The following is a 13988-nucleotide window of genomic DNA, read 5'->3' on the forward strand; positions in this document are numbered from 1 at the left end:
TATGTCAGCACCAGCTGCGCCTCAAATTACTTTAGAACAAGCTCGTCAGCTCGTCGTTTTTTTAGAAAACGGTGAGCAAGATAAAGCTGATCAATTAATTTTAGATACTGCCTCTCAAGAGCAATCGCAGCTTTTTGCTGAAGTAGGTAAGTTAACACGCCAATTACACGAAGCCCTTAAAAGCTTTGAACTTGATACGCGTTTAACCGATTTAACCACTGATGCAATTCCGGATGCGAAAAAGCGCTTAAACTATGTCATGGAAATGACAGAAAATGCAGCTAATAAGACAATGGATGCGGTCGAAGCAAGCCTTCCTATTGCGCAGCAGCTAGCAGATGAAATTGCACATATTAAGCCTACTTGGGATAGGCTTATGAACCGCGAAATAGAGCTGGGCGAGTTTAAAACCTTATGCCACAGCATCGACAAGTTTATGAACAGCTCTCATCATAAAACCGATGAGTTGCAAACTTTAATGACTAATGTACTAATGGCGCAGGATTTTCAAGATTTAACCGGCCAGGTTATCCGCCGTGTAATTGAATTAGTCAGAGAAGTAGAAGAAAGTTTAATCCACCTTTTAACAGCATTTGCTGCACAAGATGACAGCATTGCTGAAAGTAAAGAACAACAAGAAACAGAAGAACAGGTTGCCGCACAAACATTAGCAGGTCCTGAAGGCCCTATTATTGATAAAGAGTCGCGAAATGATGTTGTATCTGACCAAGACGAGGTCGATGACCTATTATCAAGTTTGGGCTTCTAAGAGGAGAGTAACTGCATGAGCTTTGAAGTCGATGAAGATATTTTACAAGACTTTCTTGTAGAGGCTGGAGAAATCCTAGAGCTTTTATCTGAACAGTTAGTTGAGCTAGAAAATAACCCAGAAGATACTGAGTTACTAAATGCTATTTTTAGGGGCTTTCATACCGTAAAAGGGGGAGCAGGCTTTTTAGCTATGACTGAGCTTGTTGATGCTTGTCATGGTGCTGAAAACGTATTTGATCTCTTACGCCAAGGGGTTAGAACCGTTAATTCAGAATTAATGGATGTGATTTTACAAGCACTAGATACCATTAATGAAATGTTTGCCACTATTCAAAACCGCGAACAGCCAGACCCAGCAGACCCTCAATTACTAGAAACCCTTCACAAACTTGGTCAACCGCCTACGGATGACGAGCTTACTGAAACAGCCCCCGAAGTTGTTGAACAAGAACCCGCAGCTCCCGTTAGCGCAATAGATGATGAAGACCCATTTGCATTTGATGAACTATTTGATGTGGCAGGTTCAAGCCCTTCAGCAGATAGCACGCAAATTGATGAAATTACAGAAGATGAATTTGAAAGCTTACTCGATGAGCTACACGGCAAAGGGCAAAGCCCGGTGTCGCAACCAAGTGCAAGTGCAGAGCCAGATTCAAGTTCAGATATTACCGATGATGAATTTGACAGTTTATTAGATGAATTACACGGTGTAGGTAGTTTTGGTCCGGTTGCAGGAGATACTTCAAGCAGTGAGCCAGAAGTAAAACACACAGCACCACCAGCGGCTGTTGCAAATGATAGCGGTGATGATGAAATCAGCGATGATGAATTTGAAGCACTGCTTGATGAACTGCATGGTAAAGGCGCCGCACCAGAATCAAAAGAAGCTGACACACCTGCACCGCAGCCACCTAAGGCTGCACCTGTAGCACAAACGCCAGCAAAACCTACGCCAGCACCTGCAGCAAAACAAGCTCCGGCGGCAAAAGCCGCTGCGCCTACACCTAAAGTGGCTGAAAAACCAGCGAGTAGCGCTGCACCCAAAAAAGCTACGCCTCCACCTGCTGAAACCACAGTACGTGTTGATACAAAGCGTTTAGACCAAATAATGAATATGGTTGGCGAGTTGGTATTAGTACGAAATAGGTTGGTCAGTTTAGCGACCAATACAGACAGTGAAGCGATGGGTAAGGCGATATCAAATCTTGATGTGGTCACTGCTGATATTCAAGGTGCAGTAATGCAAACGCGAATGCAGCCTATCAAAAAAGTGTTTGGCCGATTCCCTCGCGTAGTACGTGACTTAGCCCGTAGCTTAAATAAAGAAATTGATTTACAGCTTGTAGGTGAAGAAACCGATTTAGATAAAAACTTAGTTGAGGCACTGGCCGATCCGTTGGTGCATTTAGTGCGAAACTCAGTTGACCATGGTATTGAAATGCCAGCAGCGCGTGAAGCTGCGGGTAAGCCTAGAACCGGTAACGTTACATTATCGGCTTCGCAAGAAGGCGACCATATTTTGTTAACCATTAAAGATGATGGTGCAGGTATGGATGCGGAAAAACTGAAAAAAATAGCGATCAGTAAAGGCGTTATTGACCATGATCAGGCTAGTCGCTTATCAGATACAGAAGCGTATAACTTAATATTTGCACCAGGCTTTTCGACCAAAGAAGAGATATCTGATATTTCTGGCCGTGGCGTAGGCATGGATGTAGTAAAAACTAAAATTACGCAGCTTAATGGCTCTGTGAGTATACAGTCAGAGTTGGGCGTAGGGACTATTTTAGAGATAAAAGTACCATTAACACTGGCTATTTTACCTACGCTGATGGTTATTGTTGGTGAGCAAACGTTTGCGTTACCACTTGCTGGTGTGAGTGAAATATTCCACTTAGATTTAACCAAAACCAATGTTGTAGATGGTCAGCTTACAATTATTGTTCGTAAAAAAGCGATACCGCTATTTTACTTAGAGCATTGGCTAGTTAAAGGTGCTGATTGTTCTCAGCGAAAAGCGCAAGGTCATGTGGTAATTGTACAAATAGGTACTCAGCAAGTTGGCTTTGTGGTTGATTCATTAATTGGCCAAGAAGAAGTTGTTATTAAGCCTCTTGATGCGTTATTACAAGGTACGCCTGGAATGGCTGGTGCAACAATTACATCTGACGGTGGTATTGCGCTGATTCTGGATGTACCTAATATGCTTAAGCATTACGCAGGATAAAATGTAGGCATACCTGTGTATGCCTACACATAAATTTAATAAGAGAGCGCAATGGCCGTAAAAGTTTTAGTTGTTGACGATTCCAGTTTTTTTCGCCGTCGAGTAAGCGAAATTCTTGAACAAGACAGCGGTATTGAAGTAATAGGTTTTGCTGTTAACGGTAGAGAAGCCGTAGAAAAAACAGCGCAGTTACGTCCAGATATGATCACCATGGATGTAGAAATGCCTGTGCTTGATGGTATTAGCGCAGTAAAAGAAATTATGGCGAGTAACCCAACGCCAATACTTATGTTTTCTTCATTAACCCGCGACGGTGCAACCGCAACTTTAGATGCACTTGATGCCGGAGCTATGGACTTTTTACCGAAAAAGTTTGAAGACATTGCACGAAATAACGAAGATGCAATCAAGTTATTGCAAGCCAAAGTGAAGGAAATTGGTCGCAGGCGTGCACCACGCCCTGTTAGGCCATTAACATCAAGTAAGACTACAGCTCCACCTGCAAGCAAACTAGCCACAACAAGCTCTTCGCTTAAACAACCTGATAGAAGCTTTCAACGTGCTGCCCCAGTGCAGACAACAACTACACCCAGTATGCCCACGCGTGCCAGCGGTAAACACTATCAAATAGTGGCTATTGGCACTTCAACTGGCGGGCCAGTTGCTTTACAAACTATATTAACCCAATTACCTGCTAACTTTGCACACCCTATTTTGTTAATTCAGCACATGCCGGCGGCATTTACGCCTGCGTTTGCGGCACGTTTGAATAGCCTTTGCAAAATACGCGTTAAAGAAGCGCAACAAGGTGACAGGCTAGAAGCCGGCACAGCCTACTTAGCACCTGGTGGACAGCAAATGATGGTGGAGGGGCGAAGTGGTAACAAAACGTTGCGTGTATTTGAAGATAATAGTGAACGAATAAGCTACAAACCAAGCGTTGATGTTACTTTTGCAAGTGTTGCTAAAAGCTACCAAGGAGACGTACTTGCTATTGTTTTAACCGGCATGGGCGCTGATGGACGTGATGGCGCGCGAATGCTTAAGCAATCTGGCGCAACAATTTGGGCGCAAGATGAAAAAAGCTGTGTGGTATACGGTATGCCTCAAGCTATTGCTAACGCTGGGCTTGCCTCTGAGCATTTAGCGTTAAACGACGTAGCAGCAAGAATAAAAAGAGAGACTGGTTGTGGATAAGCTCTCTGTTTTAGGGTTAATCATTGCGCTGGGCGCTATAGCGATTGGTTACTCTTTAGAGGGTGGCGTTGTCACGGCGTTATTTAATGGCCCTGCACTTATTATTGTACTTGGCGGCACCTTAGGGGCTGTTATGTTGCAAACGGCGACAAGCACCTTTAAAAAAACGCTAAGCATGAGCCATTGGGTGTTTTTTTCACCCCAGTACAATATTGAGCAAGCCATAGAGCAAATTAAAACGTGGTCGCATAAAGCTCGCCAGGAAGGGTACTTAGCGCTTGAAAAAGAGGCACTTAGTCACCCAGATCCTTATGCAGCAAAAGGGCTTAGCTTACTAGTAGATGGGTGTTCGGAGCAAAAGCTACGCGACACCTTAGAAATAGATTTAATGCTTGAACGAGACCGCTTACTTGAAGCAAGTAGAGTGTACGAAGCCATGGGCGGATATAGCCCAACTATAGGTATTTTAGGGGCTGTACTTGGTCTTATTCAAGCAATGTCATTTATTACCGACCCTCAAAAGCTAGGTGCAGGGGTCGCCACCGCATTTATTGCAACAATATATGGGGTGGGTTTAGCTAACTTATTATTTTTACCTATGGCCAATAAGCTTAAGCAGCGAGTGGAGCAAAAAATGCTTTACCATGAAATGATGGCCGAAGGGGTGATTGCTATAAGCCTTGGCGAAAGTCCTATTAACATAGAATTAAAGCTTGAAGCTTATCGCACAGAGCGCCCTAATGTCGTGGTAGAGTAACTTTTATGTTACGCCGGCGCTTACGTCAATCAGCTGAAAAAAATCAACATACAGAACGTTGGTTAGTCTCTTATGCTGATTATATGACCATTATGTTTGCCTTTTTTGTGGTTATGTATGCCATTGCCATAAATAAAGAAGAAAGTTTTCAAATCCTCTCAGACTCCCTAGAACAGGTTTTTGACAAATCAGCAAGGCAGCAATCGCAACAAGGTGAGGGCGTTACTGGTGAAGGGCTACTTACTGACCGTGTTACCCCAGAGCAAGAGTTATTGTACGGTGAGAGCATTCAAAAACAGGAGTCTGGCCCAGAGCTGCTAGATGGACATAGTGATACCAGCAATATAAAACAAAAACATTTAGGTAAACCACTCGATAGTTTGTTAACTAAATTACATTCAGCACTTATTGATGAAATTCGTGATGGAGAAGCCAGTTTAGAGCTCAACCAAGATTGGCTTATTATTGAGCTAAGTTCAGGAATGCTGTTCTCAAGTGGTAGCTCTGTGGCCCATGCGCGAGCTAAGCAAGTCGTGAAAATTGTAAAAGATATTATTGCCCCAGTAGATAACTACATAAGGGTAAGAGGTTACACAGATAACGAAAGTATTCGCAATGAAATGTTTCGCTCTAACTGGGAGTTGTCAGTTGCACGTGCGACCTCTATTTTAGTTGAATTAGAAACGTTAGGAATTAACCCAGCGCGAATGGCAATCGAGGGGTATGGGCAATACTCACCTTTTGCCGATAACGACACCGCAGCAGGTCGAGCAGAGAATCGTAAAGTTGTTATTGCGCTTTCTAAGTATGGCTTAGTACAACAAACCACCGAAAATGAAGCTGAGCCTGATGAGCAAGTGCAACAAGCTACGCCTGAGCCAGAGGTGGAACTTCCCTCTGATGATAACTCTATTAAAATAATTCGTTTACCTCATGGTGGCATCAGAATCACCACGCGCAATGAACAGTAATTAGGACTTAATGTGAAGATTTGGACAGTAGCAAATCAAAAGGGCGGTGTAGGTAAAACCACAACGGCTGTCAGTCTTGCTGGTATTTTGGCCTTGCAAGGTAAACGCGTATTACTCATTGATACCGACCCTCACGCCTCACTAACGTACTATTTTGGTATTGATTCTGAAGATTTAGAAGTCAGTGTGTACGATATTTTTGCTCGCGGCACCTCAATGCAAAGTGAAGAAATACTTCAAGCATTGTGCCCCTCTACCATGGAAAACCTGGATATATTGCCTGCGACGATGGCTATAGCAACCCTCGATAGAAGCATGGGCAATAAAACGGGAATGGGCTTAATTTTAAAAAAAACACTTGCAAAAATTAGTGAACATTACGATTATGCGCTGCTTGATTGCCCGCCAGTTTTAGGTGTTTTAATGGTGAACGCATTAGCCGCCAGCGAACGTATTTTAGTGCCTGTGCAAACTGAGTTTTTGGCGCTCAAAGGGCTTGATAGAATGATGCGCACTATGGAGTTAATGCAAAGCTCTCAAGCGAAACAGTACCAATATACTATAATCCCTACTATGTATGATAAGCGCACTAAAGCGTCGCTTGAAGCCTACAAAACGTTGCAAAATACATATAAAGATAAAGTATGGCCAGGGGTGATCCCCGTTGATACAAAGTTTAGAGATGCAAGCCTTGCACAAAAGGTGCCCATAGAGTTTTGCCCGCGTTCGCGTGGGGTTTACGCTTATAAAGCGTTATTAGATTATTTAATTGGACAAGGTTAATGAATGAGTAAGCAATTATTTGCTAATGAAAAAGTAATGACTCAATACTTAGGGGCGCTATTATGCGAAGACGAACCTGAGGAAAACCTTGAGCCTGTAGCAAAGCTACTTGAGCAAGTACCTAGTGCCTTACAAAACGACGAAGTACTTTTAAAGCCCAAAGCGCAATTAAAAGTAACCGAGCAGCTTTATTCTGAGCAAGTAAAAGAGAGTAATAGCGAGGCTGACGCCACTATTTCGCCACCGGCACCTATTGAGCCTGAGCCAGTAGAGACAGCTGAGGTGCAAACCCAGTTAAGTACAGAACCTGCCCCTTTATTACATAGCCAAGAAGATTACTTTGAAGGTGAATTTCAGGCTCTGTTTTTTGAAGTGGCTGGTTTAACATTGGCTGTTCCTTTGAAAGCGCTTGGAGGAATTCATCAATTAGGTGAAGTAAATCATTTATTTGGTAAGCCAAAGTGGTTTAAAGGCGTTATGCTTAATAGAGATGAAAAGCTAAACGTAGTTGATACTGCCCGTTGGGTAATGCCTGAAAAGTACGATGAAAAGTTAGAGGCCTCTCTTAATTATCAGTATTTAATAACCTTAGGCGATAGCAACTGGGGTTTATTGGCTGAAAAGTTAATAAATAACATTACATTGAGTAAAGAAGATGTAAAATGGCGAAAACACAGTGGCAAACGCCCTTGGCTTGCCGGTGTTATTAAAGAAAAAATGTGTGCTTTAATAGATGTAGATAATTTAAATGCACTATTAGAAGAAGGCTTAGATAGCCGTCAGTAGTAACGACCATTACGGGGTAACAGCATGAGCGAAGATAGACTATTATCAGCGAATAAAAACGCAGATAACAACGATGAAATTTTACAGTGGGTAACGTTTAAGCTTGAAGAAGAAACGTATGGCGTAAACGTAATGCAGGTGCAAGAAATTTTACGTTATACCGAAATTGCCCCAGTACCTGGTGCACCTTCATACGTTATTGGCATTATAAATTTACGTGGTAACGTAGTCACTGTTATTGATACTCGTGCACGCTTTGGTTTGCCTGCTGCGGATGCAACTGATAACTCTCGCATTTTAATTATTGAAGCAGAAGAGCAAGTAATTGGTATTTTAGCTGATAGTGTTTCTGAAGTTGTGTATTTACGCAGCTCTGAAATAGACAGCGCGCCAAATGTTGGTACCGAAGAAAGCGCTAAGTTTATCCAAGGTGTATGTAACCGCGATAACGAATTACTTATTTTAGTCGATTTAAATAAATTACTTAGCGATGACGAATGGGATGAGTTAAGCGATATTTAAGCTTTACCACTAAAATTATGTTGTTACTTAGTATCGCAATAGCAGCGCTAGGGATAGGTTTAATATCGCTGGCGCTAATTGTTGCATTAAAAAATAAACAGTCGGCGGAGCTTAATGCGGTATCACAGCAATTAAAAGATACCTCAGAGCAAACACATATATTACGCAGTGAAGTGTCTGAGCTCAGAACAGGGCTTTTAAGTATTGGTAAGCGCGTACTTGAAGTTGAGCAACAAAATCAAGAGTTGATGCAACAACAAGCTGCCCAAAAATATGATGACCCAGACGCAAAAATATATTCTCGTGCTGTTAAAATGGTTGAGCTTGGCGCAGATTTAGATGAAGTGATACGCGAGTGCGAGCTTCCTAGGGCTGAAGCTGAACTATTATTTTCGTTACATAAACAAAAAGACGCCTAGCGTCTTTTTTGCTTTTAACTACACAATACCAATGTGCAGTAATACTTAATAAAGGGGGGATATAATTCATCCACCTAGTTATGCCTTTACATTTAGCTTACCTTGAAAGTCTTGCCAGCCAGGTGGGAACTGCCCACGAAGCACGTACGAAAAAGCAATCAATTCAGCAATAACATAATAAAGCTCTTTAGGTATTTCCTCTCCCAATTCTAAGTGTGAGAGTGTTTTAGCAAGTGCTTCATCTTGGTGGATCATAATGCCTTTTTGTTTCGCTGCTGCGATTATTTCATCGGCCAACTCGCCAAATCCTTTTACACTTACCGCGGGGGTACTTCCTGCTTCATACAACAGGCCAATCGCGGATTTATTATTTGCTGCTAAATTAGAGGTGTCAGTCATGTTAAACCTTAATATTTATAATGGCATGCGATTGATAAAACGCTTGATGACTAGCATCTCCGCGTTTTAAGTTTAGCTCGCCTACTTGCAAGCCATGCTGAGCTAATTTAGCCCTGAGGCTATCTAAGTGAGGGTGTGCAATTGCACTTACTTCTTGGCTAGAGGCAAGCAGCTGGCAATCGAGCGCTTTGTCCATAAGCTCAGCCACTATTTGTAATTGCCCTTGCTGTGCATAATCAAAATTTAATCTAACAAACCACACGTTTTTTTCGGTTTTATCTACACTGGCTTTTTTATATTGCCCTAAGGTTATCTCTGTTTGTCCCGCTTCAGGCGGAAGTTTCATCGGAAATAAAAACTGTGCTAGCGGGTTTGTGTCGCTTTGTTGGTTTGGCGTAGTTACTTGTACTTGGCTAAGGGTATTTTTAACTTGTAGCAGCTCTGGGGCAAGCTCTTGTATTTGTGTTTGTTGAAGTTGCTCTAATAGTTTATCCGCGCCATTACCTACTTTAAAAGTAGGTAAAAGCACATTAAGTAGGGCATCCACGCCTGTGTGGTTATTAAACGTTAGCGAAGTACTTGGTTGGCTTATTATTGGCGCCGCTAAAATAGTAACCGCAAGTTGCTCAAGCCCTTTTGTAAAACTACTTTGTAGTGTGTCGTTTGGCGTAGTAAGTGGTTGCAAGGTACTTAAAAGCTCTCGCTGTATGGTGGCTGGGTGCACATTAGTACTGGAGACCATTCTATTAAAAGCTTGATTTACTAAACGCGTTAGATCAGGTGTATTTTGTGTAGCTTTACTTGCTATGTCAGTAATTTGGCTACTCAACAATGTTTTAGGGTTGGAAGCGCTATTTGGGCGCTCACTCTCTGTTGGCAAATTTAAAAGCGAGGTTAAAAGTTTAGCCTCTGTTGGTTGTAACTGCTGACTTACAGCTGTGTTAAAAAGTGAGTGAGACAAACTGGGTTGGTTAGGAGTATTTACCTGTGAAGTTGTGGCATGTAGTGTTTTTAAACTCAGCGGCGCAGAAGCGTTGCCTTGCGTACTTACATTTGTTGGTTGGGCGCTCACTGCATGGGGCTGAGCTGCGTTGTTTGCTGATTGCCATAACGACACACTCGCCTTTAATTGCTGGGTTATTTGCACTAAAGGAGGAAGCTGCGCAAAGTGTTTAGCTAAAGGGCTGCTAGGGGTAAAAGAATGATTAACAACTTCTGCGGTTATATTTAGCTTGCTTAAATTAGGGTTTGTTAGCGTGTTTATTGGTGTAGGCGTTTTATTTACATCAAGCTTAGCTTGTTGAGCCTGCAAAGGCGGCGTTTTACTCGCAAAGGGTTTGTTTTCAAAGTATTTAACGGCATCGTTAATTCGCGTTTTTATATCACTAAAGCTGCTTTGTAACCACGACTTTATAGGGCTTTGTGCACTTAACTGCGGGCTTGTTTTATCAGTGGGGGTACTGGCTGCATTTTGCTGCTGTGATAAAACCAAGTCGGTAAAGGGTTTACTAAATGAGTTATTAAGTGCGACCTGCATTTTAGGTAAGTTAGTTTTAATGAGCAGCTTATCTGCTTGATTGGTAATATTTACTGCCACGGGCTTGCTAGGCAATTCACTAAGCTGTTTATTGGTTATCGGGGTTGTGAACGAGCCGCTATGCTGAGGGTGCGAAATAATAGCTAATTTAGGCGTTGCTTGTAGTTGCGCGCTGGGCAGTAAGTTAGTTAATAGCTGCGAAATTTTATGTTGGCTGAGAGTTTGAGTATGGACGGTGTCAGCAAAGCGGTTAATAACATTTATTTGTGCGCCTTTATTGGTTGTATTAATAAGTACCTGTAATGGCTGCTCGGTATTTAACAGCTGTGCGGTTTCTTTGTTAATTGCAATACTGGCATTAAGGCTAGGTATCATAAGCTGCGGTGACGGCGAAAGCTGTACATTGACTGGCAAGGGTTTACTTTGTATTTCACTACCGGTACTAACATAATTTAAAAAACGCTGCAGTTGTGATGCGTTGCTAAGTGTAATATTGGTATTGTTAGGAGTAATATTTAGCTGCTTTCCATCAGCGCTGAGCTGTATGTTAGCACTTGCTATTTTGTCTGTATTTTGAGGGGCATGCGTTATGCCTAAGCGCAGTGTTTGCCAGTGTTTATCAATCAAAACATCGAGAGTAATTGAGCCTTTTGAAAACTGAATATTTTTAGCCGCAAGTACCTGCTCGGGTAATTGTACTAATTCGTCCGAAGTGCTCGGGGTGCTTTGGTTATTAACCAATGAATTAGATAATGTGACTTGCGTTGGATTATTCATTATTTTAAATCAAGTTTTCGCTAATTTTCGTGAATCGATTTTAAAGCAATATTCGTATTACCCTATCATTATGGTAGACTAACGCCTAATTTTTGGCATAGAGAAACGTCATCTTGTTACACATTAAGTCCGTCACCTGCATCAAGCAAGAACGTTGTTTGTTTGCGGATCTTAACTTTAGCCTAAATAGCGGTCAAATCATGCAATTAGCGGGTCCTAACGGGGCTGGCAAAACATCATTATTGCGTATTGTCGCAGGCTTTAGTGTGCCTGATGAAGGCGCTATTTTTTATAACCAGCAAGCTATTGCCAAGCATTATGAAGAGTACGCCACAGACCTGCTATTTATAGGCCATAAAACCGGTGTCAATGTGCAGCTCAGCGCACTGGAAAACGTACGCCATTGGTTGCACATTAACGGCTATACAAATGAGCCCGACTTATATCCAATTTTAGCTAAGCTTGGCTTAGTGGGCCTTGAAGATGTGCCGGTAAGAATGCTCTCTGCAGGGCAGCAGCGTCGTGTCGCTTTAGTGCGATTATGGTTAAGCGATGCAAAACTATGGGTGCTTGATGAACCCTTTACTGCACTTGATAAAAATGGCGTTGCCTTTTTACAACAACGTTTTTCTGAGCATTTAAAGAGTGGTGGCGCTATTTTACTAACAACCCATCAAGATTTAACAACACAGTTTGAAAACCTACAAACGGTGACCTTGGAGTATCGTTACTGATGACTCGTCAACATTCATATTGGCTGCTGTTTAGTGCGGTATTTAGTAAAGATGTAAAGCTTGCGTTTCGCCAGCGTGCTGAAATTATCAATCCGATCTTGTTTTTTCTCATTGTTATTTCTTTATTTCCGTTAGCAATTGGCCCAGAGCCCGGTCTATTAAACAGAATGGCGCCAGGTATTATTTGGGTAGCAGCTTTGCTCTCTACCATGCTTGGACTCGATAAATTGTTCAGAGACGACTATAACGATGGCTCGTTGGAGCAGCTAATTGCTTCATCGTACCCGCTATCACTCACCGTGTTGGCTAAAGTTGCGGCGCATTGGGTTGTTACCGGTTTACCATTAGTATTAATGACACCGTTATTTGCTTTATTGCTTAATTTAGAGAGCTCTGCGCTGTTAGCGACCGTATTAACATTATTATTAGGCACGCCATTATTAAGCTTTATTGGTGCAATTGGGGCTGGCCTTACTGTGGGATTACAAAAAGGCGGCATTTTAATGAGCCTATTAGTGTTGCCTTTGTATATTCCTGTTTTAATTTTTGCAACGTCAGCCATTGATACCAGTACTATGTCGCTGGATTATAGCGGGCAGCTTGCCATTCTTGGGGCCATGTTAGTAGTTGCTATTATGTGCGCACCCATCGCCATATCGTCAGCATTAAAAGTGAGTGTAAGTTAATATGTGGAAGTGGTTACATCCCTACGCAAAAGCAGAGCGCGCATATCAATTATGTAATACGTTACTGCCTTATTTTGCCGTTGTTACGGTTATAAGTATGCTTGTTGGTTGGATTTGGGGCTTAGGTTTTGCACCAGCTGATTATCAACAAAAAGACAGCTACCGTATTATTTTCATTCATGTTCCATCGGCTATTTTGTCTATGGGCGCATACTCTTCTATGGCTATAGCAGCTATTGTCGCTTTAGTGTGGCAATTACGTAACGCTGAACTTGCTGTAATTGCTATTGCCCCGGTGGGAGCATGTGTTACAGCTATTGCCTTAATTACCGGCGCTGCATGGGGTAAACCTATGTGGGGTGCTTGGTGGGTATGGGATGCACGTTTAACCTCTGAACTTATTTTATTGTTTTTATACTTAGGCGTGCTGTCGCTTTACCATGCCTTTGAAGATAAAAAATCAGCAGGGCGCGCAGCGTCTATTTTAGCCATTGTAGGGGTAATTAATTTACCTGTTATTCACTACTCCGTAGAGTGGTGGAACACCCTGCACCAAGGCGCAACAATCACAAAGCTTGATACAAAAGCCATTGACCCAAGTATGTTTTGGCCGCTTATGGTAAATATTTTAGCATTTGCAGCGTTTGTGGGCACTGTAACGTTAATTCGCCTTAAAAATGAAATATTACAACGTGAAAAGCATCGACCTTGGGTTCGAGCCTTGTTAAGTAAGGGGTAAATTATGCAGTTTGACTCTTTTTCTGATTTTATTGCAATGGGAGGCTACGGGTTTTACGTGTGGCTTTCATTTGGTACATGCGCCTTAATTTTGTTGGGCATTTTATTTAGCTCTTTACGTGATACAAAACGTATTATGGCCTCAGTAGAGCAGCAAGTTGCGCGCGAAGCGCGAATTAAAAAAGCGAAGCAGGAACAAATCTCATGAACCCAAGACGTAAAAAACGCCTATTGGTAATTATTGCAGTACTGTTTGGTATTGGTGCCTCTGTAGGCCTAGTGCTTTATGCGCTACAAGAAAACATAAACTTATTTTATACACCAAGCGAGCTAATAGACGGCAAAGGCCCAGATAAAGAAAAACCGCAAATAGGGCAAAAGTTGCGTATTGGCGGTATGGTTGTGCCGGGTTCTGTCATTCGTAATGAACAAAGTTTACAAGTCAGCTTTAAATTGATTGATACCGGGCCATTGGTAACAATTAAATACCAAGGCATTTTGCCTGACTTATTTCGCGAAGGCCAAGGTATTGTAGCGCAAGGTGTGCTTGTAGAACCAAACGTGATTGAAGCTTTTGAAGTACTGGCTAAGCATGATGAAGAATACATGCCAGCAGAAGTTGCAGAAGCCGTAAAAGGAATTAAACACGAAAAACCAAAATACAACCTAGATAGCGGTAGCTAA

16 protein-coding genes are annotated in these 13988 nt (G+C 42.2%); 14 read left to right on the plus strand and 2 right to left on the minus strand.

What is annotated here, in order from left to right:
• Position 1 precedes the first annotated feature (1 nt).
• The 9 genes from PSH41_RS11040 to PSH41_RS11080 are packed head-to-tail and all read left to right on the plus strand — an operon-like array spanning position 2 to position 8433.
• Positions 2 to 769 (plus strand): protein phosphatase CheZ, encoded by a 768-nt coding sequence (locus tag PSH41_RS11040; RefSeq protein WP_054983004.1) that lies wholly within the window; start codon positions 2 to 4, stop codon positions 767 to 769.
• 15 nt (positions 770 to 784) lie between these two features.
• On the plus strand, positions 785 to 2998 hold the full coding sequence (locus PSH41_RS11045) for a chemotaxis protein CheA (RefSeq protein WP_273589035.1): 2214 nt from the start codon (positions 785 to 787) through the stop codon (positions 2996 to 2998).
• 51 nt (positions 2999 to 3049) lie between these two features.
• Entirely contained in the window at positions 3050 to 4195 is a 1146-nt protein-coding gene (locus PSH41_RS11050; protein WP_029773813.1) for a protein-glutamate methylesterase/protein-glutamine glutaminase, read from the plus strand.
• Positions 4188 to 4952 carry a flagellar motor protein gene (locus PSH41_RS11055; protein ID WP_004588312.1) on the plus strand — a complete coding sequence of 255 codons (765 nt, stop codon included), beginning with the start codon at positions 4188 to 4190 and terminating at the stop codon, positions 4950 to 4952. Before PSH41_RS11050 ends, PSH41_RS11055 begins: the two co-directional genes overlap by 8 nt.
• A gap of 5 nt (positions 4953 to 4957) precedes the next feature.
• A complete protein-coding gene (locus PSH41_RS11060; RefSeq protein WP_273589036.1) occupies positions 4958 to 5923 on the plus strand; it encodes a flagellar motor protein MotB in 966 nt (321 codons plus the stop codon).
• 12 nt (positions 5924 to 5935) lie between these two features.
• Complete coding sequence (locus PSH41_RS11065) at positions 5936 to 6706, plus strand: ParA family protein (protein WP_004588314.1); 771 nt, start codon at positions 5936 to 5938, stop codon at positions 6704 to 6706.
• Positions 6707 to 6709: 3 nt separating this feature from the next.
• A complete protein-coding gene (locus PSH41_RS11070; RefSeq protein ID WP_273589037.1) occupies positions 6710 to 7492 on the plus strand; it encodes a chemotaxis protein CheW in 783 nt (260 codons plus the stop codon).
• Between the two features lie 24 nt (positions 7493 to 7516).
• Positions 7517 to 8014 (plus strand): chemotaxis protein CheW, encoded by a 498-nt coding sequence (locus PSH41_RS11075; RefSeq protein WP_004588316.1) that lies wholly within the window; start codon positions 7517 to 7519, stop codon positions 8012 to 8014.
• A 17-nt stretch (positions 8015 to 8031) separates the two neighbouring features.
• Complete coding sequence (locus PSH41_RS11080) at positions 8032 to 8433, plus strand: DUF2802 domain-containing protein (protein WP_004588317.1); 402 nt, start codon at positions 8032 to 8034, stop codon at positions 8431 to 8433.
• A gap of 78 nt (positions 8434 to 8511) precedes the next feature.
• Here PSH41_RS11080 and PSH41_RS11085 read toward each other — a convergent pair whose 3' ends face one another.
• Both PSH41_RS11085 and fliK read right to left on the minus strand, forming a co-directional pair.
• Positions 8512 to 8832, minus strand: coding sequence for an EscU/YscU/HrcU family type III secretion system export apparatus switch protein (locus PSH41_RS11085; protein ID WP_004588318.1), 321 nt, complete (start codon positions 8830 to 8832; stop codon positions 8512 to 8514).
• A gap of 1 nt (position 8833) precedes the next feature.
• Positions 8834 to 11146, minus strand: coding sequence for a flagellar hook-length control protein FliK (gene fliK / locus PSH41_RS11090; RefSeq protein WP_273589038.1), 2313 nt, complete (start codon positions 11144 to 11146; stop codon positions 8834 to 8836).
• A 113-nt stretch (positions 11147 to 11259) separates the two neighbouring features.
• On the opposite strand from fliK, the gene ccmA reads away from it, so the two are divergent.
• The 5 genes from ccmA to ccmE are packed head-to-tail and all read left to right on the plus strand — an operon-like array spanning position 11260 to position 13988.
• The gene (gene ccmA / locus PSH41_RS11095) at positions 11260 to 11880 is read left to right on the plus strand and encodes a cytochrome c biogenesis heme-transporting ATPase CcmA (RefSeq protein ID WP_095206646.1); all 621 of its coding nucleotides are present in this window, start codon (positions 11260 to 11262) and stop codon (positions 11878 to 11880) included.
• Complete coding sequence (ccmB, locus tag PSH41_RS11100; protein WP_004588321.1) at positions 11880 to 12566, plus strand: heme exporter protein CcmB; 687 nt, start codon at positions 11880 to 11882, stop codon at positions 12564 to 12566. Before ccmA ends, ccmB begins: the two co-directional genes overlap by 1 nt.
• A gap of 1 nt (position 12567) precedes the next feature.
• Positions 12568 to 13305, plus strand: coding sequence for a heme ABC transporter permease (locus PSH41_RS11105; RefSeq protein ID WP_004588322.1), 738 nt, complete (start codon positions 12568 to 12570; stop codon positions 13303 to 13305).
• A gap of 3 nt (positions 13306 to 13308) precedes the next feature.
• On the plus strand, positions 13309 to 13512 hold the full coding sequence (ccmD, locus tag PSH41_RS11110) for a heme exporter protein CcmD (RefSeq protein ID WP_004588323.1): 204 nt from the start codon (positions 13309 to 13311) through the stop codon (positions 13510 to 13512).
• Entirely contained in the window at positions 13509 to 13988 is a 480-nt protein-coding gene (gene ccmE / locus PSH41_RS11115; RefSeq protein ID WP_004588324.1) for a cytochrome c maturation protein CcmE, read from the plus strand. The genes ccmD and ccmE overlap by 4 nt, the downstream gene beginning before the upstream one ends.

This window comes from Pseudoalteromonas sp. CST2, assembly GCF_028599385.1.
GTDB classification, from domain to species: Bacteria; Pseudomonadota; Gammaproteobacteria; order Enterobacterales; family Alteromonadaceae; genus Pseudoalteromonas; species Pseudoalteromonas atlantica.